Source organism: Tumebacillus lipolyticus (assembly GCF_042682745.1).
GTDB classification, from domain to species: Bacteria; Bacillota; Bacilli; order Tumebacillales; family Tumebacillaceae; genus Tumebacillus_A; species Tumebacillus_A lipolyticus.
The window spans coordinates 497,449-523,835 of record NZ_JBHUIO010000011.1 but is presented as its reverse complement, the minus strand read 5'-3'; the positions used below and the strand labels follow the sequence as shown (position 1 = coordinate 523,835).

At 58.1% G+C, this 26,387-nt stretch carries 24 protein-coding genes; 21 read left to right on the top strand and 3 right to left on the bottom strand.

The window, feature by feature from the left end:
* Positions 1–94 precede the first annotated feature (94 nt).
* Both ACFSOY_RS18775 and ACFSOY_RS18770 read left to right on the top strand, forming a co-directional pair.
* Positions 95–2,341 carry a hypothetical protein gene (locus tag ACFSOY_RS18775; RefSeq protein ID WP_386049306.1) on the top strand — a complete coding sequence of 749 codons (2,247 nt, stop codon included), beginning with the start codon at positions 95–97 and terminating at the stop codon, positions 2,339–2,341.
* A gap of 70 nt (positions 2,342–2,411) precedes the next feature.
* On the top strand, positions 2,412–3,164 hold the full coding sequence (locus ACFSOY_RS18770; RefSeq protein WP_386049304.1) for a DUF3050 domain-containing protein: 753 nt from the start codon (positions 2,412–2,414) through the stop codon (positions 3,162–3,164).
* Positions 3,165–3,566: 402 nt separating this feature from the next.
* On the opposite strand, the gene ACFSOY_RS18765 is transcribed toward ACFSOY_RS18770, so the two are convergent.
* Positions 3,567–3,785 (bottom strand): hypothetical protein, encoded by a 219-nt coding sequence (locus ACFSOY_RS18765; RefSeq protein ID WP_386049302.1) that lies wholly within the window; start codon positions 3,783–3,785, stop codon positions 3,567–3,569.
* A gap of 210 nt (positions 3,786–3,995) precedes the next feature.
* On the opposite strand from ACFSOY_RS18765, the gene ACFSOY_RS18760 reads away from it, so the two are divergent.
* The 7 genes from ACFSOY_RS18760 to ACFSOY_RS18730 all read left to right on the top strand — a co-directional run bounded on the left by ACFSOY_RS18760 (position 3,996) and on the right by ACFSOY_RS18730 (position 13,165).
* The gene (locus ACFSOY_RS18760) at positions 3,996–4,211 is read left to right on the top strand and encodes a hypothetical protein (RefSeq protein ID WP_386049300.1); all 216 of its coding nucleotides are present in this window, start codon (positions 3,996–3,998) and stop codon (positions 4,209–4,211) included.
* A 331-nt stretch (positions 4,212–4,542) separates the two neighbouring features.
* Positions 4,543–5,631, top strand: coding sequence for a carbamoyl phosphate synthase small subunit (locus tag ACFSOY_RS18755; protein WP_386049298.1), 1,089 nt, complete (start codon positions 4,543–4,545; stop codon positions 5,629–5,631).
* Entirely contained in the window at positions 5,615–8,854 is a 3,240-nt protein-coding gene (gene carB, locus ACFSOY_RS18750; protein ID WP_386049296.1) for a carbamoyl-phosphate synthase (glutamine-hydrolyzing) large subunit, read from the top strand. The genes ACFSOY_RS18755 and carB overlap by 17 nt, the downstream gene beginning before the upstream one ends.
* The gene (gene argF, locus ACFSOY_RS18745; RefSeq protein ID WP_386049294.1) at positions 8,817–9,779 is read left to right on the top strand and encodes an ornithine carbamoyltransferase; all 963 of its coding nucleotides are present in this window, start codon (positions 8,817–8,819) and stop codon (positions 9,777–9,779) included. The genes carB and argF overlap by 38 nt, the downstream gene beginning before the upstream one ends.
* A gap of 51 nt (positions 9,780–9,830) precedes the next feature.
* Complete coding sequence (locus tag ACFSOY_RS18740; RefSeq protein WP_386049292.1) at positions 9,831–11,024, top strand: argininosuccinate synthase; 1,194 nt, start codon at positions 9,831–9,833, stop codon at positions 11,022–11,024.
* A 10-nt stretch (positions 11,025–11,034) separates the two neighbouring features.
* Complete coding sequence (argH, locus tag ACFSOY_RS18735) at positions 11,035–12,414, top strand: argininosuccinate lyase (protein WP_386049290.1); 1,380 nt, start codon at positions 11,035–11,037, stop codon at positions 12,412–12,414.
* Between the two features lie 214 nt (positions 12,415–12,628).
* Entirely contained in the window at positions 12,629–13,165 is a 537-nt protein-coding gene (locus ACFSOY_RS18730; protein ID WP_386049288.1) for a GNAT family N-acetyltransferase, read from the top strand.
* A 119-nt stretch (positions 13,166–13,284) separates the two neighbouring features.
* Here the strand turns inward: ACFSOY_RS18730 and ACFSOY_RS18725 are convergent, their stop codons facing one another.
* Entirely contained in the window at positions 13,285–13,590 is a 306-nt protein-coding gene (locus ACFSOY_RS18725) for a hypothetical protein (RefSeq protein WP_386049287.1), read from the bottom strand.
* Between the two features lie 100 nt (positions 13,591–13,690).
* On the bottom strand, positions 13,691–13,936 hold the full coding sequence (locus ACFSOY_RS18720; RefSeq protein ID WP_386049285.1) for a hypothetical protein: 246 nt from the start codon (positions 13,934–13,936) through the stop codon (positions 13,691–13,693).
* A 263-nt stretch (positions 13,937–14,199) separates the two neighbouring features.
* Here ACFSOY_RS18720 and yknW point away from each other — a divergent pair, with 263 nt between their 5' ends.
* From yknW to ACFSOY_RS18660, 12 genes are all read left to right on the top strand, one after another.
* A complete protein-coding gene (gene yknW, locus ACFSOY_RS18715; RefSeq protein WP_386049283.1) occupies positions 14,200–14,862 on the top strand; it encodes a YknW family membrane protein in 663 nt (220 codons plus the stop codon).
* Between the two features lie 29 nt (positions 14,863–14,891).
* Positions 14,892–15,902, top strand: coding sequence for an efflux RND transporter periplasmic adaptor subunit (locus ACFSOY_RS18710; RefSeq protein WP_386049281.1), 1,011 nt, complete (start codon positions 14,892–14,894; stop codon positions 15,900–15,902).
* The gene (locus ACFSOY_RS18705) at positions 15,899–16,600 is read left to right on the top strand and encodes an ABC transporter ATP-binding protein (RefSeq protein WP_386049279.1); all 702 of its coding nucleotides are present in this window, start codon (positions 15,899–15,901) and stop codon (positions 16,598–16,600) included. The genes ACFSOY_RS18710 and ACFSOY_RS18705 overlap by 4 nt, the downstream gene beginning before the upstream one ends.
* The gene (locus ACFSOY_RS18700) at positions 16,597–17,784 is read left to right on the top strand and encodes an ABC transporter permease (RefSeq protein ID WP_386049278.1); all 1,188 of its coding nucleotides are present in this window, start codon (positions 16,597–16,599) and stop codon (positions 17,782–17,784) included. The genes ACFSOY_RS18705 and ACFSOY_RS18700 overlap by 4 nt, the downstream gene beginning before the upstream one ends.
* 187 nt (positions 17,785–17,971) lie before the next feature.
* Positions 17,972–18,940, top strand: a complete 969-nt coding sequence (locus ACFSOY_RS18695; protein WP_386049275.1) for a metal ABC transporter solute-binding protein, Zn/Mn family — start codon at positions 17,972–17,974, stop codon at positions 18,938–18,940.
* Between the two features lie 160 nt (positions 18,941–19,100).
* Positions 19,101–20,063 carry a metal ABC transporter substrate-binding protein gene (locus ACFSOY_RS18690; RefSeq protein WP_386049274.1) on the top strand — a complete coding sequence of 321 codons (963 nt, stop codon included), beginning with the start codon at positions 19,101–19,103 and terminating at the stop codon, positions 20,061–20,063.
* Between the two features lie 36 nt (positions 20,064–20,099).
* Positions 20,100–20,879 carry a metal ABC transporter ATP-binding protein gene (locus ACFSOY_RS18685; RefSeq protein ID WP_386049272.1) on the top strand — a complete coding sequence of 260 codons (780 nt, stop codon included), beginning with the start codon at positions 20,100–20,102 and terminating at the stop codon, positions 20,877–20,879.
* Positions 20,880–20,888: 9 nt separating this feature from the next.
* The gene (locus tag ACFSOY_RS18680) at positions 20,889–21,737 is read left to right on the top strand and encodes a metal ABC transporter permease (RefSeq protein ID WP_386049515.1); all 849 of its coding nucleotides are present in this window, start codon (positions 20,889–20,891) and stop codon (positions 21,735–21,737) included.
* A gap of 252 nt (positions 21,738–21,989) precedes the next feature.
* Positions 21,990–22,676, top strand: a complete 687-nt coding sequence (gene ftsE / locus ACFSOY_RS18675) for a cell division ATP-binding protein FtsE (RefSeq protein ID WP_386049270.1) — start codon at positions 21,990–21,992, stop codon at positions 22,674–22,676.
* A complete protein-coding gene (ftsX, locus tag ACFSOY_RS18670; protein ID WP_386049268.1) occupies positions 22,666–23,550 on the top strand; it encodes a permease-like cell division protein FtsX in 885 nt (294 codons plus the stop codon). The genes ftsE and ftsX overlap by 11 nt, the downstream gene beginning before the upstream one ends.
* An 81-nt stretch (positions 23,551–23,631) precedes the next feature.
* Positions 23,632–24,849 (top strand): murein hydrolase activator EnvC family protein, encoded by a 1,218-nt coding sequence (locus ACFSOY_RS18665; RefSeq protein ID WP_386049266.1) that lies wholly within the window; start codon positions 23,632–23,634, stop codon positions 24,847–24,849.
* 128 nt (positions 24,850–24,977) lie between these two features.
* Positions 24,978–26,387: a S41 family peptidase gene (locus ACFSOY_RS18660; protein WP_386049264.1), complete on the top strand. Its 1,410-nt coding sequence runs from the start codon at positions 24,978–24,980 to the stop codon at positions 26,385–26,387.

The following is a 26,387-nucleotide window of genomic DNA, read 5'->3' as shown; positions in this document are numbered from 1 at the left end:
GCAGCGAGCAAATTGGCGCTTTGTTGGAAATTGATCGATCCGTTCTGGGCAATGCTAGTAGCAATGATCTTTTTCTGCAAAGGAGCGATGATCGTTGCTGTTGATCCGTTTGTTGTTAGCTTGTCTGCTGATCTCTCTGCTCTCTCCCTTGTCCACAGCCGATGCTTCATCCAGAGCATCCGCTCAAGCGCCAGACCGCCAAGCGCTGCTTTTGCTCATCAACAAGCTGAGCTATGATGACCTCGCCCTGATGCCTGAGGTGCAAAAGCTGTCCGCCCGTGGAGCGGTCGCCCTGATGAACGTGAACACAGGTGGCAAGCGCACCGATGCGAACGCCTATGTGACGATGGCGGCAGGAGTTCCCGCGAGATTGGATGCGAAAGATGTGCTGGTCTACAACGCGGACGAGCAGGTGCACGATGTGCCGGTGACAGCGATCCACACCGGATTGCACGACCAGAAGGTTGACGATGAGGTGCTGCTCTTGTCTCTGCCGCGCATCTTGCGCAGCCAGGAGCGGTGGAACTACTCCGCCTCCGCCGTGTCGCTCGGCGATGCTCTGCACAGCCGGGGAATGAAGACGGCTGTGCTCGGCGCCAGCGACAAGGGGGGCGAGCTGTGGCGCCCGGCTGCGCTGTTCACCTCCGACGGAGACGGGCGCACGCCGTACGGCGAGGTGGGCGGTGCGCTCTTCAAGCGCGATCCGGCTCGTCCCTACGGGGTGCGCACCGACTACGAGAAGCTGTGGAGCGAGTACGTTCGGCTGAAGCAGCGGGCGGCGCTGCTCGTGTTCGACCTCGCCGATCTGTATCGCGTGGCAGAGTACAGCTCGCTGCTCGATTCGAAACGATTGACCGATCTGCGCCGCGAAGTGCTGGCGGAGATCGACCGCTTTGTCGGCAAACTGGCTGCGGAGATCGGACCGAACAGACAGTTGCTGATCGCCTCGCCACAGGTATCTGCCGCCGCGGCTGCAAAACGGGAATGGTTGAGCCCGGTGGTGGTCGCAGGCGGGTCGGTGCAGGCGGGCAGCGTGCTCACCTCGGCGACGACGCGGCGCGAAGGGATCGTCTCCAACCTCGACATCGCCCCGACGCTGTTGCAGTTTCTCAGAATCGAACGGCCGGCTGGGATGATCGGCTACCCGCTTCAAGGGGTGACCGGGTTGAAGCAGGAGCAGCTCGCCGCGCTGAAAGAGGCGAGCGTTCGGACATACAACCACCGCAGTACGGTGCTCGGTGCCTTAGGGGCGCTGGTCGGGCTCGGGCTCGTGTTCGGGGCGCTTCGCCTCTTCTTGGGAGTGCGCGTCCACTTCCGCCTCATCTGGATTCGTGCGCTGCTCTGGGCAGGCTTGGCGTTGCCACTGTGCCTGTTTTTGTTGCCGTTGCTTCACCCGACGAGCTTGTGGGAGGTGGCGGGGGGATTGGTCGTCCTCAGCCTGCTGCTTGTGGCGATCCCCTTTCGCATCATGCCTTTTTGTCAGACGCTGAGCGGGCGAATGGTCTGGCTCTCCGCGTGGACGGTCTGTGCGGTCGTAATCGATGCTTGGCAGGGGGGGATGCTGGCTAAACGGGGTCTGCTCTCCTATGATCCGATCGTCGGCGCACGCTACTACGGTGTGGGCAATGAGTACATGGGTGTCGTCATCGGCGCGGCTGTGCTGCTGTATGCCGCCCTGTTGCGCACTTCGCGCACTTCGCGCATCAAGCGAGGATGGCTGGAGGCGGGCGCGCTGATCGGCGGGCTGTTTCTGACCGCCTTTTTCGCTTCCCCCGCCCTCGGCACCAACACGGGCGGGGCGCTGACAGCTGCAGCTACGACCGGCCTCTGCTACGCCTTGCAAAAAAGGTTGCGGCCGCTCCCGACCGCAGGCGTTCTGCTCGCCTCCTTGCTCGGCGCGGGCGGGCTCTTGCTGCTGCTCAACCTGCCGAGCGCTCCTCCTTCGCACATCGGGGCGGCGGCGGGGCAGGTGCTCACCGGTGGTGCGCTGGAGATGGTGCACATCCTCGCTCGCAAATCGGATATGTTCGTACGACTGCTCTTCTCATCCGTCTGGCCGCCGCTGTTTCTGCTCGTGCTCAGCCTGTTCGCCTACGCGCTGTTCACGCCGGCGCTCTTGCCGAAGCGAGTGTGGCAAGAGCGGGATCGTCCCTACCGGACGGCGGTCGGAGGCATGCTCTGCGGTGCGATGATCGGCCTGTTCACCAACGATTCTGGCATCGTCGTCTTGGCGATGATGTCGCTGTTCGCCCTGTTCCCGACTCTGCTGATCTGGTTAGAAGCGGAGCGGGGGCGAGGGGAGACGCCGAAGCGCTCGATCCCGTTGCGCCACCTGAGATGATCCACAGCGGAGCGAACAAATGGTATAATGCAACAGGTCGTACTTCATAGCTAAGGAGATGGCTTTGATCATGCAAAATACGCAAACGTTTGAACGTGTTCGCGACCGCTTGTTGCAGCACCCTGTCTATCAAGAGCTGACATCGGCAGAGCGGGTGCGAGCCTTTATGGAGCACCACGTGTTCGCGGTGTGGGATTTTATGAGCTTGCTCAAGCGACTGCAGCGCGAACTGACCGTCACCACCGTTCCGTGGATGCCAGGGAATGAGGCGCAGTACGCTCGTTTCATCAATGAGATCGTGCTCGGCGAAGAGACGGACGAAGACGGTCAGGGCGGATATATCTCTCATTTTGATCTGTACATGCAAGCGATGGAGGAGGCGGGTGCTGACACCGGCCCGATCCGCAGCTTTTTGAATCGGCTCGAACAGGGAGGCTCGATCGCGCAGGCGCTCGAAGCTCCTGAGATTCCGGCGAGCGTGCGTCAGTTTGTCGAGACGACGCTTGAGATCGCGATCGACGGAAAACCGCATCAGGTGGCGGCCGCCTTTTTCTTCGGGCGGGAGGACATCATCCCCGACATGTTCACGCATCTGGTGCGCGAGCTGGAAGAGGGGGGCAAGCCGACAGATCGCCTGCTGTACTATTTGAAGCGCCATATCGAGCTGGACGGAGATGAGCACGGTCCGCTGGCGGAGCGGCTGTTGGCCTATCTCTGCGCAGGCGACCTGCGGCGCGAGCAAGAGGCGTTGGAGACGGCGGAGCGCTGTTTGGAGAGCAGGATCAAACTGTGGGATGGCGTGCGGGAACAGCTGGCTCGATAAGCGATCGCGTAAAGGCCGAACCATGCGGTTTCGATCGGCGAATCTCTAGCAGGGATAGAAAGTCAGCGGGGATGCTTCGAACAGATTCCCTTGAGGTGCCAAGCACCGAACTGAGGAAAAAAGAGACATTCAGACTGTGGTCCGCCTGAATGTCTCTTTTTGATGTTCGTGATGCAGGTTTAGGCGTGGCTGAACGATAAGAGCCGATCTGAATCTGAAATGGCAAGGCTAGAACGGTGGACGGTGCAGCAAGGAGTCAAAAAAGACAGCGATAATCGCTGTCTCTATTGAAAGATAAGACCAATTTTTGTGTCGATCATCTTGCCGATCTAAATTGGAAGAGGAAAGTGTTTAGATGCTTCCCAGCGTCCTGCTTTCCTTTACCGTTGATCAGAGCCGCGATCACGTGGGTGCCTCATTGGTCGCCCGATATAATTTTTCGATGCAGAGGTTGGCGTAGAGCGCCCAGAGCGCCTCCCATTCTAACACCAGATTCCAAGCTTCTTCTGAGATTCCCGCTCTCATCTTTTCTTCGATTGCAGAAAGTTGTTTTTGGATCTTTCGCAAGTCCGGGTCGCCATCCAACCGTTCCAGGAGCGGATGCACCACATTTCTGTCCATCGCTGATCACCTCCGCCGAGCATTGATTATCCTTTTGTATAATCTTTTATTCTTCGATCGTATAATTGAATCCTCCCTCAAGTCTGGATTATTTTTACTGAATGTGTGGGTGGATCTATTGAAATAGCGCAGAAATGGGCGGATGTGCATGCGCATCTTTGCCCTTGCACATAGACTGAAGAGAACAGCAGGGAGAGAGGGGGAGATGGGATGGCCAGAAAAGTCTCCTTTCCCTTTGGCGTCGCCGGAGGAACCGCACAATCATTTCCGTTCGGCGCAGCGGGAGGGTTTTGGCCTGGGGTGACTGGCGGGCTTGGCTATATCGGCTGGGCGGTGGTCTTCTTAGTGCTCTTTTTCATCGGCTTTGTGTTTTGGCGAGTTTGGGGAACGGTCGGACCACTTGTTGGGGGTGGGCTCTTTTGGTAACAAAAAAGGGACGGGTGAGGGAAAATTCCTTCATCCGTCCCTTTTTATAGGAAAAGGGAGGGCGTCCTGTCTGCAGCCAGGACGATCTATGTCATCGCGACTCTGTCGTCGTGTGCCGTTGCCACCTCACTTTTCTCTCTGTACGACACAGTGCGCGGCTCTCGCTTTCTCTCTCTTTTGCTTGGCGAGCGTTATGTATTGATACGATATGACCTCGCGTCAAAATGGGTGCATATCCCGAAGGCAAAATCTGTTCTTGAATAGATATACAGTAGTATGTATAATAACACAAGACAAAGAAACGTCGTACGGAAGGGGAGTGGAAGACGAGATGAAAGGTGTACTGGTGCTCGAAAACGGAAGCCGCTTCTCAGGGGAGCTGATCGGTTGTGTTCGCAAAGGCTACGGAGAAGTGGTGTTTCATACGGGGATGACCGGTTATCAGGAGATTTTGACCGATCCTTCCTATGCGGAACAGATCGTGGTGATGACCTACCCGCTGATCGGCAACTACGGGATCAACGGGGATGATTTTGAAGCGAAGCGGCCTTGGCTCACCGGTTTTGTCACCGGCGAGACGTGCGATTTTCCCAGCCACTTTCGCCAAGAGCAGACGCTCGATCAATATCTGTCCGAACAGGGGATCGTCGGGCTGACCGGAGTGAACACGCGGTCGCTGGTCAAGATGATCCGCGAAGAGGGCAGTTTGAAAGGATATATTCTGCCTGCCAACCTGTTGGCAGACGGTGAGAAGTTCGATTTTCCCGCCCTGCCGCGCGACCTCGTCCGCCGGGTCAGCACGAAACAGACGTACCAGCATTCGGTGCAGGGAGAGTCGCATGTGGTCTTGGTCGACTTCGGCGCCAAGGAGAACATCGCGGGCGCGCTGACACGCCTCGGCTGTCGCGTGACGGTGGTGCCAGCAGACACCGAGTTTGAGCAGATCGCTCGCCTGCAGCCGGACGGTATCATGCTCTCCAACGGGCCGGGCGACCCGGCAGACTGCGCCGATCTGTTGCCGCTGATCAAGCGCTTGGCGACCGCCTATCCGCTCTTCGGCATCTGCCTCGGGCATCAGCTGTTGGCGATGTCGTTTGGCGCGACGACTGAGAAGATGCGCTTCGGCCATCGCGGCTCCAACCACCCGGTGCAGGATCTGCGCAGCGGCAAGGTGTGGATCACGTCGCAAAACCATAGCTACAGCGTGCGACGGGAAGGGTTTCCCGCCGAGCTGGTCGTCACGCACAAACATGTGAACGACGATTCAATCGAAGGCGTGGCGCACAGCGTCCTGCCCGCCTTCTCGGTGCAGTTCCACCCGGAAGCATGCCCGGGGCCGCAGGATGCGGAGGCGCTGTTTCACCGCTTCCTCGCCCTGATGAACGAAAGGAAGGGATCGCAACTTGTCACAACCATCTAACCCTGCCAAAATCCTCGTCATCGGCTCCGGCCCGATCGTGATCGGCCAGGCGGCCGAGTTCGACTATGCAGGAACGCAAGCTTGCAAAGCGCTGCGCGAAGAGGGGTGCGAGGTCATCCTCGTCAACTCCAACCCGGCGACGATCATGACCGATCATGAGGTCGCCGACCGCATCTACATGGAGCCGCTGACCGTGCCGATGCTCACCGCGATCATCGCCAAAGAGCGCCCCGACGGGCTGCTGGCGACCCTCGGCGGCCAGACGGCGCTCAACCTAGCGGTCGAGCTGGCCGAGGCGGGCGTGCTGGCCGAGTACGATGTGCAGCTGCTCGGCACGCCGCTCTACTCGATCAAGCGAGCGGAAGATCGCCAGCTGTTCAAAGATCTGATGGAGGAGCTCAACCAGCCGATCCCGGAGAGCAGCATCGTGCACACGCTGGAAGAGGGTCTCGACTTTTTGCAGCAGATCGGCCTGCCGGTCATCCTGCGTCCCGCCTACACGCTGGGGGGAACGGGCGGCGGCATCGCCGAGACGATGGAAGAGTTTCATGAGATCCTGCTGCGCGGGCTGAAGCAGTCGCCGATCTCGCAGGTGCTCGTCGAGCGCAGCATCAAAGGCTGGAAAGAGATCGAGTATGAGGTGATGCGCGACAGCAACGATACGTGCATCACGATCTGCAACATGGAGAACTTCGATCCGGTCGGCGTCCACACGGGCGACTCGATCGTGGTCGCTCCGTCCCAGACGCTGACCGACCGGGAGTATCAGATGTTGCGCACCGCCTCGCTTTCGATCATTCGCAGCCTGAAGATCGAAGGGGGTTGCAATGTCCAGTTTGCGCTCGATCCGCATTCGGAGCGCTACTGTGTGATCGAGGTCAACCCGCGCGTCTCCCGCTCTTCCGCCTTAGCGTCGAAGGCGACCGGCTATCCGATCGCCAAGATCGCCGCCAAGATCGCGATCGGTCAACCGCTGCACCAGATTGTGAATCCGGTCACAGGCAAGACGTTCGCCAGCTTTGAGCCGGCGCTCGACTATGTGGTCGTGAAGATTCCGCGCTGGCCGTTCGACAAATTCCCGCAGGCCAACCGCGCCCTCGGCACGCAGATGAAAGCGACCGGCGAAGTGATGTCGCTGGGGCGCACGTTTGAGGAAGCGCTGCAAAAAGCGGTGCGGTCGCTGGAGATCGGCGTCGATGGACTGCACCTGCCGGAGCTCGACGCATGGTCGGACGAAGAGATCTTCCAACTGCTGCAGCGCGAGCCGGACGACCGCCGCCTGTTCGCGCTGACCGAAGCGTTCGCTCGCGGAGCCGGCTGGCAAGATCTGCATGAATGGACCGGTGTGGACGCGTGGTTCCTGCACAAGCTGCACAGCTTGGTCGAGCTGGAAAAAGGGATGCGGGGCGCAGGCGAGGCGCTGACGGCTGAGCTGCTGTCGCTGTATAAGCGAAAAGGGTTTTCTGACGCGCGCATCGCCCATCTGCTCGGCACCAGTGCCGATGAGGTGGAGGCGCTTCGTCAGGACTATGCGCTCGCGCCGTCCTACCCGCTGGTCGACACGTGTGCGGCAGAGTTCGAATCGACCACGCCCTATTTTTACTCGACCTATCAAGGGGAGGATGAGATCCTGCCCGAATCGCCAGGGTTGAAAGCGCTGGTCTTAGGCTCCGGTCCGATCCGCATCGGGCAGGGCATCGAGTTTGACTACTGTTCGGTTCATGCGGTGAAAGCGCTGAAAAAGCTCGGCTATGAAACGGTGATCGTCAACAACAACCCGGAGACGGTCTCGACCGATTTTGATACCGCCCATCGCCTGTACTTCGAGCCGCTGACGGTCGAAGATGTGATGGCGGTGGCGAAGCGCGAGCGCGTCGACCGCGTCTTCGTCCAGTTTGGCGGTCAGACGGCGATCAACCTCGCCGCCAACCTGCAGCGCAAAGGGTTGATTTTGGCGGGGACGACTCCGGCTGCGATCGATCTGGCGGAGGATCGGGAACAGTTCCGCCAGCTGTTGGATCGGCTGGAGATTCCGCAGACAAAAGGCGGTTCTGCCCACAACATTGAAGAGGCGGTTCGCACAGCGGAGGCGATCGGCTATCCGGTGATGGTGCGCCCCTCCTACGTGATCGGCGGGCGCGCGATGGCGATCGTGCACAGCGAAAGCGAGCTGATCCGCTATATGAAGCAGGCGACAGACGTCGCGCTCGGACACCCGATCCTGATCGACCAGTATCTCGAAGGGAAAGAGATGGAGGTCGACGCGATCTGCGACGGACAGGACGTGCTGATCCCCGGCATCTTCGAACACATCGAGCGGGCGGGCGTTCACTCGGGCGACTCGATGGCGATCTACCCGCCGCAAAGCTTGAGCGAAGAGGTGATCGCCACTCTGGTCTCCTACACGGAGCGGATCGCAAGCGGGCTGGGCATCATCGGCCTGCTGAACATCCAGTTCGTGCTGGCCGACAACACCGTCTACGTGCTGGAAGCCAACCCGCGCGCGTCGCGAACGGTGCCGATCCTCTCCAAAGTGACCGGAGTGCCGATGGTTGAGCTGGCGGTGCGCGTCCAATGCGAGGAGAAGCTGTCCGATTGCGGATACGGCACCGGGCTGTATCCGGCAAAAGAGCACCTGGTCGTCAAAGCGCCGGTCTTCTCCTTCGGCAAGCTGACCGGGCTGGACATCCAGCTCGGCCCGGAGATGAAGTCGACCGGGGAAGCGCTCGGCATCGGGCGCACCGCATCAGAAGCGCTGGCAAAAGCGTTTCTCGGCGCGGGGCTGACCTTGCCGCAGGGAGGCGGCGTGCTCGTCTCGATCACCGATCGGCTGAAAGCGGAGGCGCTGCCGCTGCTGCGCCAGCTGTCCGCGTTGGGCATGAATCTGTATGCCACGCAAAACACAGCGCGCTACCTCGCCGAAAACGGCGTGGCGAGCACCGAAGTTCTGCGCGACGAAGAGGCGGTCTTGACCTTGCTCAAGTCGGGCCAGATCAACCTGGCGCTCAACCTGCCGACCTTAGGGGGCGATCCGACTCGCCTCGGCTGCCTGATCCGCCGCTTCACCGTCGAGATGAAAATACCATGTCTGACATCGCTTGACACGGCGACCGCTTGGTTGCAATCGCTGGCGGCCAGTCAGGCCTGCCAACCCTATTCGATCAATTCTCAAGGAGGGATTTCTGATGGCGACCATTCCGCTTCCCAAGCAGCGTGCGTCTGAGCTGAAAGGGCGAGATTTTCTCGACCTGGCCGACTTTACGACAGAAGATTTGAAAAAGCTGCTCGCCCTGTCGGTCGAGCTGAAAGAGAAACACAATAAAGGTATCCCCTACCGTCCGCTGGAGGGCAAGACGCTGGGCATGATCTTTGAAAAAGCGTCGACGCGCACCCGCGTTTCCTTTGAGGTGGCGATGAACCAGCTCGGCGGGCAGGCGATGTTCCTGTCCGGCCGCGACACGCAAATCGGGCGCGGCGAGCCGATTCCAGACACCGCGCGCGTGCTGTCCCGCTACTTGGACGGCATCATGATCCGCACGTTTGGCCATGAGATCGTGAGCGAGTTTGCTCGCTATGCGACCGTGCCGGTGATCAATGGCCTGACCGACCTGCACCATCCCTGCCAAGTGCTGGCCGACCTGCTCACCCTCTGGGAGAAGAAAGGCAAGCTGCAAGGGCTTCACGTCACCTATGTCGGCGACGGCAACAACATGGCCAACTCCTGGCTGGTCGCAGCTCCGAAGCTCGGGATCAACCTGCGCATCGCGACTCCTGCCGGCTATGAATGCGACCCGCAGGTCGTCGAGCAGGCGCAGCGGCTCGCCGCCTACCACGGCACCGAGCTGCTGCTGACCTACGACCCGATCGAGGCGGTGAAAGGCACCGACATGATCTACACGGACGTCTGGGCATCGATGGGGCAAGAGGAAGAGCAGAGGCTGCGCGAAGAGCATTTTGCCGCCTATCAGGTCAACAAAGAGCTGGCTGCGCACGCCAAACCTGATCATCTGTTCATGCACTGCCTGCCCGCCCATCGCGGCGAAGAGGTGACAGCAGACGTGATCGACGGGCCCAACTCGGTGGTGTTCGACGAGGCGGAAAATCGCCTGCATGTGCAAAAAGCGATCATCGTCGCAACAATGGTCTGACCTTTTCATTGTCGTTGATGCATAAAAATCCATAAAAAGGGGAAATCATTCATGAACAAAAAGCTGGTTCTCGCCTATTCGGGCGGTCTCGATACATCGGTTGCGATCACGTGGCTCAAAGAGCAAGGCTATGAGGTGATCGCTGTCTCGGCAGATGTCGGCGAAGGGAAAGACCTGGAGTTCGTCAAGGAAAAAGCGCTGCAAGTCGGCGCGAGCAAGTCCTACATGATCGACGCGCGCGAGCTGTACGCGAAAGAGTTCATCCTGCCTTCGCTGAAGGCGAACGCGCTGTACGAACACAAATACCCGCTGTCTGCTGCGCTCTCCCGCCCGCTGATCTCCCAGCTGCTGGTTCAGTACGCGGAGCAGGAAGATGCGGTCGCCGTCGCACACGGCTGCACAGGCAAAGGGAACGACCAAGTGCGCTTCGACGTCTCGGTGACGGCGCTCAACCCGAACCTGGAGATCGTCGCACCTGTTCGCGAATGGGGTTGGTCGCGCGACGAGGAGATCGAGTACGCGAAACAGCACAACATCCCGATTCCGATCACTAAAGAGAACCCGTTCTCCGTCGATGCGAACCTCTGGGGACGCTCCTGCGAATGCGGCGTGCTCGAAGACCCGTGGGCGGAAGCACCAGAGGCGGCGTTCGAGTGGACGGTCAATCCGGTCGATGCGCCGAACGAGCCGGAGTATGTGGAGATCGGTTTTGAAAAAGGGGTGCCCGTCTCGCTGAACGGGGAGAGCCTCGGGCTGGTCGAGCTGATCGAAAAGCTGAACAAGCTGGCAGGCGCGCATGGCGTCGGCCGCATCGACCATGTGGAAAACCGCTTGATCGGCATCAAATCGCGCGAGGTATACGAAGCGCCGGCTGCGCTGGTGCTGATCGCCGCGCACCGCGAGCTGGAGACGATCACCCTGCCGCGCGAAGTGGCCCACTTCAAACCGACGCTCGAACTGAAGTACACGGAGCTCGTCTACAACGGCCTGTGGTTCTCGCCGCTGAAACAAGCGATCGACGCGTTTATCGAGCAGACGCAAGCGACCGTCACCGGAACTGTGCGCGTGAAACTGCACAAAGGAACCTACCAGCCGGTGGGCAGAAAATCGGAGCAGTCGCTCTACGACCTCGACCTTGCGACCTACTCGCCTGACGATGCGTTCGACCATCATGCGGCAAAAGGGTTCATCAAGCTGTGGGGGCTGCCGACCAAAGTCTACGCGAAAGTCAACCAGGACAAGTAAGGGGGAAGCGATGATGAAACTTTGGGGTGGACGCTTCACCAAGCCGACCCATCAGCTCGTCGAGGAGTTCACCGCTTCGATCTCCTTCGACCAGCGTCTGGCGGAGCAGGACATCCGCGGCTCGCTCGCCCATGTGAAAATGCTTGGCGCCTGCGGGATCATCCCGCAGGAGGACGCGGAGAAGATCGCAGCCGGTCTGTTGCAGTTGAAAGAGCGCTTTGAAAAAGGGGAGCTCGCCTTTTCGGTCAGCGATGAAGATGTGCACATGAACCTCGAAAAGCACCTGATCGAACAGATCGGTCCGGTCGGTGGCAAGCTGCACACTGGGCGCTCGCGCAACGATCAGGTGGCGCTCGACATGCACCTCTATCTGAAAGAGGAGACGAGCGAGCTGATCCTGCTGCTCAACCGTCTGGTACAAGTGCTCGTCGAGCGGGCGGAGTCCAACCTCGATGTGATCATCCCGGGCTACACCCATCTGCAGCGCGCTCAGCCGATCCTGCTCGCGCAACATTTTCTCGCCTATGCAGGGATGTTTCGCCGCGATGTGGAGCGCTTGGAAGATGCGCTGAAGCGGATCGACATGATGCCGCTCGGCGCCGGAGCGCTGGCGGGAACCACCTTCCCGATCGACCGGGAGCTGGTGGCAGCGGAGCTCGGATTCTCGCGCCTGTATGAAAACTCGCTCGACGCGGTGAGCGACCGCGACTTTATTCTTGAGTTTCTGTCCGCCGCGTCAATCGTGATGATGCACCTGTCCCGCTTCTGCGAAGAGCTGGTCCTGTGGTCCTCGACCGAGTTCGGCTTTGTCGAGCTGGACGATGCGTACTGCACAGGCTCCTCGATCATGCCGCAGAAAAAGAATCCGGATGTGGCGGAGCTGGTGCGCGGCAAGACCGGGCGCGTCTACGGGCATCTGTTCTCGATGCTGACCGTGTTAAAAGGGTTGCCGCTCGCCTACAACAAAGATCTGCAAGAGGATAAAGAGCCGATGTTCGACGCGGTCGATACGCTGAAAACCTCGCTGATCCTCTTCGCAGGCATGATCGAGACGATGCAGGTGCGCCGCGAGAACACGGAGCGCGCCGTGCGCCAAGACTTTTCGGTCGCCACCGACCTCGCAGACTACCTCGTCCGCAAACAGCTGCCGTTCCGCCAAGCGCATGAAGTGATCGGCAAGCTCGTCCTCTTCTGCATCGAGCAAGGGAAGTTCCTCGCCGATCTCACGCTCGACGAGTACAAGAGCTTCTCCGAGCTGTTCGAGGCTGACCTCTATGTGGCGATCGACGTGAAAAACGTCGTCGAAGCGCGCAACTCGCGCGGTGGGACGGGCACCGAGAGCGTCAAGCACCAACTTGCATTGATGCACGAGTGGCTGAAGGGTCAGTAAGCAACCGCAACAAAAAGAGGAAACCGCAACAAGAAAAGATGGTAAGGTAAAAAGGTCGTCACACCTCGCGAAATCGGCAAGGTGGTGACGATCTTTTTCTTTCGGCATCTCCCTGTGGATCGGCAGCTGCCGGAGCGTGTTTCTGCATGGTTGTTTTTTCCTGCGCCGCATGATAGTTTGGGTAAAATTCAAGATTCTTGGAGGGCAAATTCGATTGAAGACGATCAAGATGTACGAGTGCGAGATTTCCGCTCCAATCGAAAAGGAGATTCAGTCTTTGCTCATTCGATCATTCGGTTCGCTATATCCGGAAGATCGGATCTATTTTAAACAGGTTCCACATCAGCGCTTTTTGGCTTATGACGGAGAGCGGTTGGTCGGACAGGTGGGCATCGATTATCGCATCATGAATTTGAATGGCAAACCGATCAAAGTTCTCGGCGTGATCGACCTGTGTGTGTGGGAAGAGTGCAGAGGAAAAGGCATTGCTACCTTGTTGCTAACCAAGGTGGAAGAATATGCGATCGAGCATCGGTTGGATTTTTTGCTGCTCTTTGCAGATGTTGAAAGCGTTTATCGGAACAATGGGTACCGCAGCGCAACGAACGTGTGCAGGTGGTTGAAGATCGATGATCATCATCTGACATCGGTCGGCGTTGGCGAGCAGGTGGTCGAGGGCTTGATGATCAAACAGATCGGCTCGACCGACTGGGAGGACGGCGTGTTAGACTTTTTAGGTTATCTGTACTGAACGGGTGGTTCTGTCGCTCAACCATCGCATGGACGATTGCATGAACCATTGCATAAGAAGTGGTCATGATAAGATGCACGAAGCCTCTCTCTTGGTGAAAAGAGAGAGGCTTCTTATTTTTAGTGATCCGTTTCCGTCAAAAGCTGTTGAAACAGCGATCGAAATCCAATCGCATCGACATAGTAGGCGATCATGTGATCCGACTCCTCCATGTCGTTGCGCTGGACTTCGAATCCTTCGCCGCAACCGATGATCCCAATGCTCTTCCCATTCTTTAGCTCAATGACACCACCACACTGTGGGGTAGTTCCGAAAAACTCATCGTTCGCTCGGTTATAAGTGGCATTGTTGACGGCAACCAGCAGTTGATCTCGCTCACTGCCGACCAGCTCCTTCTCGCCGACCAGCTCTTGCCACAATCTCACATGCTGGACTTGATCAATGGGGACACTTTGATGCTTTCCGGCAAGTAAGAGGTAAGAACTTCCCACTGCTATCAATACAAGAACACCTTTTGCCGACCATCTACCCACCATTTTTTCTTCCGTTCTTCAAGAAAAAGAACACGGCGAGGAAGACTGCCAGTATCGGGATGACGACAACATAGCGTCCGATCGACCAGGTCGATAGATAGGCGCAGACGAGGCCGATGATGGAGCTGATCAGCAGTTGGGGGATCGACTTTCTGATCGCACCCATCACCCCGAAGTAGAGACAGACGAACAACAACAGATAAAAGCCAGGAATGATCAGAAAATTGAAGTAATCCAAATCATACCAACTCCTCTGCTCTCATCATACAAATTTATCCGCAACGAAGCAATGATCGTCGGAGCAGGATGCATCGCAAGTTTTCCGCAACTCTGCGGCCGACAATCGAGCGCCCTCTGCTGTTCGTACGATTTTATTATCATTTTCAAAAAAAGTGAACCTTTTCCCGGTTTGAAACGTATTACCGATCGGAAGGATGTGAATCATCACAGAATTCTGTATCGATCTTGTCAATCTATCATCTGATGGAAAGGGTGTACTTAATGAGCAATTTCTTTGGAGTATTGACCTCACCAACAGCAACTTTTGAACGGATTCGCGCAAACGGCAAGGGATGGGTGCTAGCCTTGATCGTCATGGTGTTGCTGTCCGTCCTCGCACTGTGGGTGCAGCAAGATGCGATCGTAGGAACGATCGAAGATGAGTTTGTCAGACAGGAAGCGAAAGGGGTGGAGATCGACCAGAACATTCGGGATATCGCGATCGCTTCTGCAACGATCTTCAGCTATTTCACCGCCGTCGTGTCTGTCGTGCTGACCATGTTTATCGGGGGTTTGCTCCTGCTTTTGGTCAACCTGTTTGTCCGCGGTGAAGCGACCTACATGCAGCTGTCGAAAGTTGCGCTCTACTCGTACATACCGTCGCTGCTCTCCATGCTGGTGACCGGCATCATCGCCTACTCGACAGGCGCGACCACCATGTTCGACGTCATGCTGAACGCAGGCGCCTTTATAGAAGATAAAACGTCGATGCTCTTCGTGCTGGCACAGATGCTCGATCCGTTCCGCATCTGGGGATTGGTGGTCATGATCATCGGCACAGCTGTGATGACGCGCAAAGGGCGCGGTTCGGTGGCGACATGGATCGTGATCGGCTGGCTGCTCATCACGTTCCTCACCTTGCTCAGCTCGCGCGCAGCCGCATAACCTGTACTGCCTGATAGGGGGAGAGAGCCATGAAGAAAAAAAAGATCATCTGGGGGACGGTGATCGCGCTGTCGGTCGTCGCCCTAGCCGGTGCGAACATCTATCGCCTGAACAAGAGCGTCGACGTGACGCTCGCCAAGGCGGCGCAAGGGGCGATCACCGAGACGGTCTTTGCCAGCGGACAGCTTGAGCCGTCCGCTGTGCAGAGCTATTTTGCCCCGGGCAGCGGCATTGTCGCCAAGCTGGAAGTCAAGCTGGGCGACAAAGTGAAAAAGGGTCAAGCGCTGTACTCCCTGCGCGTCGAGGAGCTTGAGCAGCAGCTGCGGATGGAGCGCAACAACCTGAAGATCGCCCAGTCGGAGCGCGACGCGGCGAGCAAGCAGGGGATCGATCTGACCCTCGCCGATCTGAAGCTGGAAAATGCGAAGCTGACGGTGGAAGCGCTGGAGAAGAAGATCGCTGCGGCGAGCGTCACCGCGCAGCAGGACGGCGTGGTGACAAAGCTTGAGATCGAGCAAGGTCAAATGCTGATGGAAGGCGCACCAAGCCTTGTCATCGCCGATCTGGCCAAGTTGCAAGTGCGCGCCAACCTCGGAGAGCTCGATGCGAACAAAGTCAAGCAGGACCTCGCCGTCAACATCACAGGCGACGCGTTTGACAAGGCGTATCGCGGCAAGGTGATCGCGCTGGCGCCGACAGCAGGGCTGCCCAATCCGACAGCCAAAGATCCGGTCGTCGAGATGATCGTAGCGCTCGATGAATCGGCAGCCGATCTGCGACCGGGCTACAACGCGACGGTGGAGATCGAGCTGACCGAAGCGGAGACGCACCCGCTCGCGCCGCTCAGCGCGGTCAAGCGGGAGGGCGAGAAGTCCTATCTCTTCCGCGTCGAGAAGGGCAAGGCGGTCGAAGTCGAGGTCAAGACGGGCAAAGAGGATGAAGAGCATGTGGAGATCCTCGAAGGGATCGGCGCGGGCGATGAGATCATCGCTTCGGTGTCCAAAGACCTCAAAGCGGGCAAAAAGGTGAGCGTACAATGATTACCCTACACGGCATTTCCAAAACCTACGCCCAAGGCGGGCTGGAAGTGCAGGCGCTCCATCCGACCGACCTGATGATCGGCAAAGGGGAATTTGTGGCGATCATGGGGCCGTCCGGCTCGGGAAAATCGACGCTGATGAACATCCTCGGCTGCCTCGACATCCCGACGACAGGCACCTATGAGCTCGATGGCAAGCAGGTGCAGAGCCTGACCGAGGACGAGTTGGCGCTCGTGCGCAACGAGAAGATCGGCTTCGTCTTCCAGAGCTTCAATCTATTGCCCCGCCAGACGATCCTGAAGAACGTGGAGCTTCCGATGCTCTACGGCGGTGTGGCAAAAGCGGAACGCAAAGCGCGCGCGACCGAACTGCTGAGCAAAGTCGGCCTCGGCGATCGGCTCGACCATCGTCCGAACGAGCTGTCTGGCGGTCAAAAACAGCGCGTCGCGATCGCCCGCGCGCTGGCGATGAACCCGCCGATCCTGCTCGCTGACGAGCCGACGGGGAACTTGGACTCCAAATCATCGCTCGACATCATGCGCCTGTTTGAGCAGATCAACGGCGAAGGGGCGACGGTGATCCTCGTCACGCATGAGGCGGACATCGCCGAACATGCGCGGCGCATCCTCCGCTTCGGCGATGGCGTGATCCGCGATGATCTGCGCAAGGATCTGGCGCAGGGGGAGGTGCTGACATGAACCTGTGGGAAAGCGTGCTCTTAGCGCTGGAAAATGTCCGCCTCAACAAGATGCGCTCCTTTCTGACCATCATCGGGATCGTCGTCGGCGTCGCCGCTGTCATCGCCGTCGTCTCGATCGGGCAGGCGGGCAAATACTCGCTGGTCAGCGAGCTGGGGCAGGTGGCGGACGGCTCGTTCATCGTCATCCCGCAGAGCCAAGGCGAGATCGGCGGCCTGACGGTCGACGATGTGGAGCAGATCTCGCGGATGAAGGGCATCGACGCAGCGGTCGGCGTGCACTCGCTGCCAGCCGAGTCGAAAAAGGGCAAAGAGACGTTAAACTTTGCGCTGACCGGCACCAACGCAGACTTCCCGAAGATCAACAACCTCAAGCTGGCCGCCGGACGCTTTTTCTCGATCGGTGAGGAGCGCTCCCGGCAGAAGGCGCTCGTCGTCGATGCGAAATATGCGAACGAGCAGTACGGCTCGCCGGAGAGCGCCCTGAACAAAAAGGTGACGTTAAACGGCAAAGTGTACCGCATCGTCGGGGTCTTCAAGCAGGAAGAGTCGGTGCTCTCCGGGCTTGGCGGCAAAGTATACAACGCGTATGTGCCGCTCGGCGCACTGCCGGGAGCAGGCGATGTCCGCGATGTGCAATACATCCAAGCCAAGGCGACGGAGACGGCGAACGAGGCGGTGGGCGAGCGGATCAAAGAGATCAAAAAGATGCTCGCCAAACGGCACAGCACCGCGGCGTCGAACTATATCGCCCAGACGGGGGAAGAGACGCAAGAGGCGGTCAAGTCGGCGTTCAATGTCGTGCAGACGATCATCGGCTCGATCGCCGGCATCTCGCTGCTCGTCGGCGGGATCGGCGTGATGAACATCATGCTCGTCTCGGTGACGGAGCGCACGCGGGAGATCGGCATCCGCAAAGCGATCGGGGCGACGCCAGGCATGATCATGCGGCAGTTTTTGGTCGAAGCGGTCATCCTCTGCTTCTTCGGCGGGCTGCTCGGAACGCTGCTCGGGATTCTCTGCGCGGGCATCTTCTCGCTGGTCACCAGTTGGCCGTTCCTCATCTCCGGGTGGACGATCCTGCTGGCGTTCGGGTTCTCCGCTGCAGTCGGCATCTTCTTCGGCCTGTATCCGGCCAACAAGGCGGCGCGGATGCAGCCGATCGAATCGCTTCGCTACGAGTGATCGATTCGGTCGATCTTCGGTCGATCTATAGAAAAACACCGCTCTCGAAGCGGTGTTTTTTTTGTTCAAATTCAAAATGAAAACGATCTGCGCATTGGAACTGATTTATATTATACTACTCGCATAGAGATTAAATTTTTCGCAGAGATAGCAGAAGAGAGATGAAAGATTGGGGAGGTCACTTATTATGAAGCGATGGATGAGGAAGCTGGCTGGGATCGGGCTTGGCCTGAGCTTGTTGCTTGCGGTCGGCTGTTCGGATCAGGAGAAGCTGGAAGTGGGCAAGACGGTACCTGAGGGTGAAAAATTGATCGTCTACACCACACTGCAGGCGCAGGCCGATTTTGTGCGAGCGATCGGCGGCGACCAGGTGGAGGTGGAGACGCTGATGCCGCTCGGGCCAAACGTCTGGCAGTGGGCGCCGACCGTCAAAGAGATGCGCGACATCGAGCGAGCGCACGTGATGGTCTTAAACGGCGGGGGGATGGAAGATCGCTGGTGGAGCCAGACGTACGCCACCGTCAAGATCAAAAACAAAGAGCTGCTCGTGCTGGACGCCTCGCAGGGCATCGAGCCGCTTGGCCTGCTGCACTACAACAATCGGGATGCGAGCGAAGATGACAAGGTGAAGAAGCGGAACGACCCGTGGTTCTATCTCGACCCGCAACTGGCGAAGCAAGAGGTGGAGACGATCGCTGCGGCGCTCGCCAAGAAAGCGCCCGCCCAGGCGGAGCTGTTTCAAAAAAACGCAGAAGCCTACAAGCAGAAGCTCGATCAGCTCGATCAAAAATATGCGGACACCTTTTCCAAAGCGAAGCGCAAGGAGATCGTCTCTCCCTATCCGGCTTTTCAATATTTGGCCAAGCGGTACGGCCTGAACTACTATGTGCCGACCACGATCGCCATCAACGAGTTTCCGCAGGATAAGCCCGATCAGATCCAAGCGCTCAAGGACGATTTTGCCAAGCATGATGCGTCGGTGATCTTCTTTGAGGGCGAGGCTGCACCGCGCGTGCAGGAGTTTCTCGAAAGCATCGGCTACCAGACGAAGGAACTCAACACGTATGAGGGCAAGCTCAGCCAAGAGGGCTACAAGAGCTATCTGCAGGTGATGGAAGAAAACTTGGTCGTGCTCCAAGCGGGGCTCAACCAATAACAGCAAATGGAGGCAAGAATGGCACTCAATCTCCGCTCAGGGGATTGGGTGTCTTTTTTTATGGGAATCATCGTAAGTGTTACGATTTACAAACGAATCCGAAAGGAGTATAGTGTTAACGTACTTTCGTAACGATTACGGTTTAGTGGAGGATTTGTCCATGAAAAAATGGTGGAATAAAACGGCGTTCACTCTGATCGCCGCATCGCTGCTTCTTACCGGATGCGGTGGAACATCCGATTCTGCGGGCGAGGGAACAGCTTCTAATAAGATGAAGGTGGTCACCACCTTCTATCCGATGTACGAGTTTGCCAAAAAGGTGGCGGGCGAAAACGCGGACGTCACCGTGCTGGTTCCGGCTGGCACCGAGCCACACGATTGGGAGCCGACGGCGAAAGATGTTGCCAAGATCACCGAGGCGGACGTTTTCGTCTACAACGGCGCTGGGTTTGAGACGTGGGTGGATTCGATGCTGAACTCGGTCAACAACAAGCAGCTGAAGGTGGTCGAGGCGTCTCATGGCGCCGGGCTGATCGATGGCGAAGAGGAAGCGGATGGCCACAGCGACGAAGAGTCGCACGAGGAGCATGAGCACGGCAAGTACGATCCGCACATCTGGCTCGATCCGGTGCTCGCACAGCATGAGGTGCGCGCGATCTCCGAGGCGCTCCAAGCGGTCGACCCGGCGCGCAAGGCGGAGTATCAGAAGAACGCGGACGCCTATCTGAGCGAGCTGAACGCGCTCGATCAATCGTTTCGCGAGGGGCTAAAAGATGTGCAGACGAAAGACATCGTCACCTCGCACACCGCCTTCGCCTACATGGCCAAGCGCTACGGGTTGAAACAGGTGCCGATCTCCGGCATCTCGCCGGAACAAGAGCCGAGCGCAGCCGCGATGAAGGAGATCATCTCGTTTGCCAAAGAGCATCGGGTGAAGACGATCTTCTTCGAAACGCTCGCCTCTCCGAAGGTGGCAGAAGCGGTGGCGAAGGAGGTCGGCGCGACCACGGCGGTGCTCAATCCGCTGGAGGGTCTGACCGAAGAGGAGAAGCGGAGCGGGCTCGACTATGTCGGCGTGATGAAGCAGAACTTGGCGGCGCTGACCAAGGCGCTGTCCAACTGAGCGCGGGTCGCAAGCAGAGGAAAGGAAGGATAGTCCATGAAGTTGGCAGAGATGCAGGACGTGGTGTTCGGATACGGACATGTGCCAGTCCTCGAAGGGTTGAACTTGACGATCGGCACATCCGAATTTATCGGGCTGACCGGGCCGAACGGCTCTGCAAAAACCACGACATTAAAGCTTTTGCTCGGGCTGTTGCACCCGCAGCGGGGCACGGTGAACATCTACAAGCAGAGCGAGGCGGGGAAACAGATCGTCGTCGGATACGTGCCACAGCAGATCGCCTCGTTCAACGTCGGTTTTCCGAGCACCGTCTATGAGCTGGTGCGCTCCGGCCTGTTCACGCGCAAACGGTGGTTCGGCCTGATTCCGAAAGCGGAGAATGCGCGCGTCGAGCACGTCCTGCGCCAAGTCGGCATGTGGGAGCACCGCTCGCGCAAGATCGGCGAGCTGTCTGGCGGGCAGAAGCAGCGGGTCTGCCTCGCGCGGACGCTGGTGCTCGAACCGGACCTGCTCGTGCTCGACGAGCCGACGACCGGGATGGACATCACGGCGCGGACGATGTTTTACGACCTGCTTCAACATCAGGTGGAAGCGCACGGGCGCACCGTCCTGATGGTGACGCACGACTTGGAGGAGACGCTGCCCCGCCTGTCGCGCCTGCTTGTGCTCGACAGATGGATTCGCTTTGACGGCACGCCGGAGCAGTTTCGCGAGCGGATGGACCTGCGCGGCCGTCCGGAGACCCTGCCGCTCTACTGCTGCTATGATGATCAGCAGCCGAACGCGGGCGTGAAGCAAGAGGAAGGGGTGCTCTAAGTGCTGGAGATGCTGCAATACGGCTTTTTGAAAAATGCGTTTTTGGCGGGCAGCATGATCGCCCTGGTCGCTCCGGTGATCGGCGTCTACATCGTGTTGCGCCGCCAGTCGCTGGTGGCAGAGACGCTGTCCCACGTCTCGCTGGCCGGGGTGGCGCTCGGCGCTCTGCTCGGCTTTTACCCGATGCTGACCGGCATGGCGGCAGCGCTGATCGGGGCGATCTTGGTGGACAATCTGCGCCGCTCGTTTCGTTCCTACAGCGAGCTGTCGATCGCGATCCTGATGTCTGGCGGCTTGGCGACGGCGCTGGTGCTGATGAGCTTAAATCAAGGGGTGAGCAGAAGCTTCACCTCCTATCTGTTCGGCTCGATCATCGCGGTCAGCGCAGACGATCTGTGGGTGATGGCCGGCGTGCTCGCCCTGTGCGCGCTGTTCTTCTTCTTCCTCTGGCGGCCGATGTACGTGCTGACGTTTGACGAGGAGACGGCGCAGGCGAGCGGCATTCCGACCAAGTGGCTCTCGCTCGCCTTCTCCCTGCTGACCGGGCTCGTGGTGGCCGTCTCGATGCCGATCGTCGGCGTTCTGCTCGTCTCCTCGCTGATGGTGTTGCCCGCGGCGATCGCCCTGCGCGTGAGCAAAGGGTTCACCCTCGCGGTGATCGTCGCCGTCCTGATCGGGTTGCTCGGCGTTCTATCCGGGCTTACGCTGTCGTTCTACAATGATATCCCGCCGGGGGGAACCATCGTTCTCGTCCTGCTCTTCCTGCTCGTCGCCGTCCTCGGCGTCAAGCGCCTGGTGCTCTTTTTCCAAACGCGCTTTGGCTCAAAGGAAGCGGCGCACGATGCCCGACAAGTTTGAGACGACAAAGCCCCTGATCCGACCTTGCGGAACAGGGGCTTTTCCAATCATATCCTCTGCGGGAAAAACAATGTAAGCGCACAGCATGTTTTTACGGGATTGCTCAGAAAATCCTGATAAACCATCATTTTATTACAGGAAATGACACGCAAGCGTCGAATAGTAGTTGATGGCGTATGGCCATTGTCTCTGTTTTCGACATCGTCTTAGCGGCACGAGCCGACAAATCAGACTAGAAAGTGGTGTGAAACGATGATCGAGATGCACGACGTTTGGAAGCAATATCCGAACGGTTCTGCTGCCTTACAAGGTGTGAGCGTACGCATTGACAAGGGAGAGTTCGTTTACGTGGTCGGCCCGAGCGGCGCCGGGAAATCCACGTTTATTAAATTGATGTACCGAGAAGAGCGTCCGACCAAAGGATCGATCTTCGTCAACGGTTTTAACATCGAGCGGCTGAAAGAGCGCAAGATTCCGCTGATGCGCCGGCAGATCGGGGTCGTCTTCCAAGACTTTAAGCTCTTGCCGAACCTGACCGTCTACGAGAATGTGGCGTTCGCGCTCGAAGTGATCGAGGCGCCGAAGCGCAAGATCAAGAACCGCGTGGCCGAAGTCTTGAATCTGGTCAGCCTGACCGAGAAGTCGGACGCGCTTCCCGGCCAGCTGTCGGGCGGTCAACAGCAGCGCGTTTCGATCGCGCGCGCCCTTGTCAACTCACCCGCGGTGATCATCGCCGACGAACCGACAGGCAACTTGGACCCGGAAACATCTTGGGAGATCATGGATCTCTTCGAAGAGATCAACCGGCGCGGCACGACGATCGTCATGGCGACGCATAACAAAGAGATCGTCAACACGATGAAAAAGCGAGTGCTGGCCATCGAGAACGGTCAGATCGTCCGCGACCAGAAGCGGGGGGTGTACGGCTATGAAAATTAGCACGTTCAGACGCCACGGTCGCGAAGGGTTAAAAAATCTGACCCGCAACGGTTGGATGACGTTCGCTTCCTTTTCTGCCGTCACCGTCACCCTGCTTCTGCTCGGCGTGTTCCTGCTGCTCGCCTACAACGTGCAGCAGTTCTCCTACCAGTTAGAAGATCAGGTCGTGATCAACGTCTTCGTCAAAGAAGGGCTGCAGAAAAATGAAGTGATCGAGCTGGAGCGGCAGATCAAGAACACGCCAGGCGTGGTCGAGATGAAGTTCGTTCCGAAGGAGACAGGGCTCAAAGACTTAAAGGATAAGTTCAAGGAAAACGGGGAGCTGCTCGACGTGATGGAGTCGAACAATCCGCTTCCAGATAAATTTGTCGTCAAAGCGAGCAATCCGCAGGAGACGAAGATCGTCTCGCAAAAGATCGAGCAATCGCCGCTGGTCGACAAGGTGAAGTATGGCGAGGATTGGGTCGATCAGCTGTTCAAGGTCACCGACATGGTGCGCAACGCCGGGGCGATCTTCGTGATCGGGCTGTGCTTCACGGCGCTGTTCCTGATCAACAACACGATCAAGGTGACGATCTTCGCCCGCCGCAAAGAGATCGAGATCATGAAGCTGTGCGGGGCGACCAACTGGTTTATCCGCTGGCCGTTCTTGATCGAGGGGCTGCTGATCGGGCTGTTCGGTTCGATTCTGCCGATCTTGGCGCTCGGGATCGGCTATGATTACCTGCTGAAAAATGTGTCGGGCGTCATGCTGTTCAGCTTTGCTCCGTTCGATCCGCTGATCTACTCGGTCTCCGGGATCTTGATCGGCATCGGGGCGCTGATCGGCATGCTCGGCTCCGTGCTGTCGATCAGCCGTTTCCTGCGCATCTAACATCAGACTGTCTCAAGTTTCCAGTTTGCCCGCAGCCGATGCGCGCTAAACATCTGTCGCTTTGGGAAGGAGATCATGTTCATGCAACTCAAGTCACGAAAAAGCGTAACTTTGGGGATCACTTCTGCGCTTGCGATCGCACTTATCATGCCGCAAGCGGCTATGGCCGATATTGAAGACCTGCAAAAGCAACAACAGACAGAGCAGGGCAAGCTCGATAACGCACGCGAGAAAGAGAAAGCGGCGAAGGAGAAAAAGGAAGAATATCAGAAGCAGATCAATGTGAACGCGGCGGAGATCGAAAAGATCACTTCCCAAATCGACGAAAAGGAGAGCGAACTCGCTCGCCTGAAGACGGAGATCCTCAAAAAGGGTCAACAGATCGAGAAGACACAGCGAGAGCTCGAAGAGGCAGAAGAGCGTGTGAAGGAGCGGGACAAGCTGCTCAAACAGCGCTTGCGCCTGATGTACGAAAAGGGCGAGGTGCAGTATCTGGAAGTGTTGCTCGGCGCGACCAGCTTCTCCGATTTCCTCGATCGCTTCGATGCTTTGCAGCTGATCTTCGAGCAGGATACGGACATCCTGCGCCAAAACAAGGAAGACCGCGATCTGGTCGCCCAGACGAAAGTCAAGCTGGAAGATGAGAAGTCGACCCTCGTCGGCATGGAATCGTCAGAGCAGGAGCAAAAGGCGCAGCTGGACGGACTGAAAGCGCAAAAAGAGGACATCCACCAAAAACTGCAAGCGAGCAAAAGCGAGCAGGAGCGCATCGAGTCGGAGCAGCGCTCGATCCAGGAGCAGTCGATCAACGCGATCTACGCGCTGCAACAGCAGATCAGCGAAGAGCGTCGCCAGCAGAACACGCAAAACCCAGGCAACGGCAACGGAGGCGGGCAGACGCACAACGGCCCGTTCTCCTGGCCTGTTCCCAGCGGCGGTGTGGTCACCTCCAACTGGGGCAACCGCATCGACCCGTTCACCGGCGAGCGCGCTGGCCACAACGGGGTGGACATCGCCTCTGCCGAAGGAACGCCGATCGCAGTCGCGCAGACGGGCACTGTGATCACCGCCGGCTGGGTCAGCGGTTTTGGCAACTGCATCATCGTCGATCATGGCGGCAACCTCTGGACGCTGTACGGGCATTTGATGACCGGCGGCGTGCTCGTCTCCATCGGGCAGCAGGTCACCCAAGGTCAGATCATCGGCAAGATGGGGAACACCGGACGCTCCACAGGCCCGCATCTGCATTTTGGCGTCTATCAAAACGGTAAGGATATCGATCCCTACACCTATCTCTAATCGAAGTTCTGTTACCAACACCCTTCCTGATCGCAGGAAGGGTGTTGTGCGATTGGCGACAGAATCGAGTATAATAGAAAGAACCTTTGCTTGGAGATACGAAATGAGATAAGGTGGTGCAAAAGAAGATGTACATTCGAGGCCGCTACCTGATCCTGTCCCTGATCCTCGTCATCGCGCTCAGCAGCGGTCTGACCGCCTTCGTGATGAAGGATGGCCAAACGGGTTCATCGGTAGAAAATGCGGCATCCACTCCCGAATTTCAAAAGTTGTTGGATACGTACAGCACGTTGCAAAAAGATTTCTATCAAGGTGCGAAGAGCGATCAGCTGCTGAACGGTGCGATCGATGGAATGGTCAAGTCGCTCGACGACCCGTACTCCACCTACATGCCCCCAGATGAGGCGACCCAGTTTCACGAAAATATCGAGTCATCGTTCGAGGGGATCGGTGCGGAGATTCGCGCCGAGGACGGCAAGATCGTCGTCGTCTCGCCGATCAAAGGCTCGCCGTCCGAATCGGCGGGGATCAAGCCGAACGACCGCATCCGCTCGGTGGATGGCAAGTCGCTCGATGGGATGACCGCATCTGAAGCGGTCACGCACATCCGCGGCAAGAAGGGGACCAAGGCGGAGTTGGTGATCGAACGACCCGGTGAGCAAGGCGTGCTCAACATCTCCTTGGTCAGAGATACGATCCCGATCGAGACGGTCTACTCGGAGATGCTTCCCGACAAGATGGGCAAGGTCCAGGTGACGAAAGTGTCGGAGACGACGTTTACCGAGTTTTCCAAAGCGATTCAAAGCTTGAAGGAGCAAGGCATGAAAGGCTTGATCATCGACCTGCGCAGCAATCCGGGCGGCTTGCTCAACATCACGGTCAAGATGGCAGACATGCTGCTCCCAGAGGGCAAGATGATCATGCAAGTCGAGTACAAGGACGGTTCGAAAGATACCTATAAGTCGGATAAGGAACAGCTCGGTCTGCCGATCGTCGTCTTGGTCGATGGCGGATCTGCGTCGGCCGCAGAAATTCTTGCTGCCGCGCTGAAAGAGTCGGGCGATGTTCCGCTGGTCGGCACGAAGACGTTTGGCAAGGGCACGGTGCAGACCACCAAGTCGTTCAAAGACGGTTCGGACATCAAATATACGATCGCCAAATGGTTGACGCCAAACGGCAACTGGGTTCACAAGAGCGGTATCGAGCCTGACCACAAGGTGGAGCTGCCCGCCTATGCGAGCCTGCACGCGCTCGATCCGGACAAAGAGATGAAGAAAGAGCAGTTTTCCAACGAGATCAAATCGGCGCAGACGATGCTGGAAGCGCTCGGATTTACGCCGGGGCGCTTGGACGGATTTTTTGATGAGAAGACGGAGCAGGCGGTCATGTCCTTCCAGCAGGCGAACGGCATCGAGAAGACGGGCGTGGTCGGCGGCAAGACGACGCTCAAGATGATGGAATTGCTGCGAGCGAAGCTGGAGAAGGATGACACGCAATTGGAGATGGCGAAGAGCGTGCTCCGAAAAATGATTCCGTAA

Coding starts and splice junctions, on each gene's coding strand:
- ACFSOY_RS18770 (WP_386049304.1), top strand. CDS start 2,412: ATGCAAAATACGCAAACGTTTGAACGTGTTCGCGACCGCTTGTTGCAG.
- ACFSOY_RS18765 (WP_386049302.1), bottom strand. CDS start 3,785: ATGGACAGAAATGTGGTGCATCCGCTCCTGGAACGGTTGGATGGCGAC.
- ACFSOY_RS18760 (WP_386049300.1), top strand. CDS start 3,996: ATGGCCAGAAAAGTCTCCTTTCCCTTTGGCGTCGCCGGAGGAACCGCA.
- ACFSOY_RS18755 (WP_386049298.1), top strand. CDS start 4,543: ATGAAAGGTGTACTGGTGCTCGAAAACGGAAGCCGCTTCTCAGGGGAG.
- argF (WP_386049294.1), top strand. CDS start 8,817: ATGGCGACCATTCCGCTTCCCAAGCAGCGTGCGTCTGAGCTGAAAGGG.
- ACFSOY_RS18740 (WP_386049292.1), top strand. CDS start 9,831: ATGAACAAAAAGCTGGTTCTCGCCTATTCGGGCGGTCTCGATACATCG.
- argH (WP_386049290.1), top strand. CDS start 11,035: ATGATGAAACTTTGGGGTGGACGCTTCACCAAGCCGACCCATCAGCTC.
- yknW (WP_386049283.1), top strand. CDS start 14,200: ATGAGCAATTTCTTTGGAGTATTGACCTCACCAACAGCAACTTTTGAA.
- ACFSOY_RS18710 (WP_386049281.1), top strand. CDS start 14,892: ATGAAGAAAAAAAAGATCATCTGGGGGACGGTGATCGCGCTGTCGGTC.
- ACFSOY_RS18705 (WP_386049279.1), top strand. CDS start 15,899: ATGATTACCCTACACGGCATTTCCAAAACCTACGCCCAAGGCGGGCTG.
- ACFSOY_RS18700 (WP_386049278.1), top strand. CDS start 16,597: ATGAACCTGTGGGAAAGCGTGCTCTTAGCGCTGGAAAATGTCCGCCTC.
- ACFSOY_RS18695 (WP_386049275.1), top strand. CDS start 17,972: ATGAAGCGATGGATGAGGAAGCTGGCTGGGATCGGGCTTGGCCTGAGC.
- ACFSOY_RS18690 (WP_386049274.1), top strand. CDS start 19,101: ATGAAAAAATGGTGGAATAAAACGGCGTTCACTCTGATCGCCGCATCG.
- ACFSOY_RS18685 (WP_386049272.1), top strand. CDS start 20,100: ATGAAGTTGGCAGAGATGCAGGACGTGGTGTTCGGATACGGACATGTG.
- ACFSOY_RS18680 (WP_386049515.1), top strand. CDS start 20,889: ATGCTGCAATACGGCTTTTTGAAAAATGCGTTTTTGGCGGGCAGCATG.
- ftsE (WP_386049270.1), top strand. CDS start 21,990: ATGATCGAGATGCACGACGTTTGGAAGCAATATCCGAACGGTTCTGCT.
- ftsX (WP_386049268.1), top strand. CDS start 22,666: ATGAAAATTAGCACGTTCAGACGCCACGGTCGCGAAGGGTTAAAAAAT.
- ACFSOY_RS18665 (WP_386049266.1), top strand. CDS start 23,632: ATGCAACTCAAGTCACGAAAAAGCGTAACTTTGGGGATCACTTCTGCG.
- ACFSOY_RS18660 (WP_386049264.1), top strand. CDS start 24,978: ATGTACATTCGAGGCCGCTACCTGATCCTGTCCCTGATCCTCGTCATC.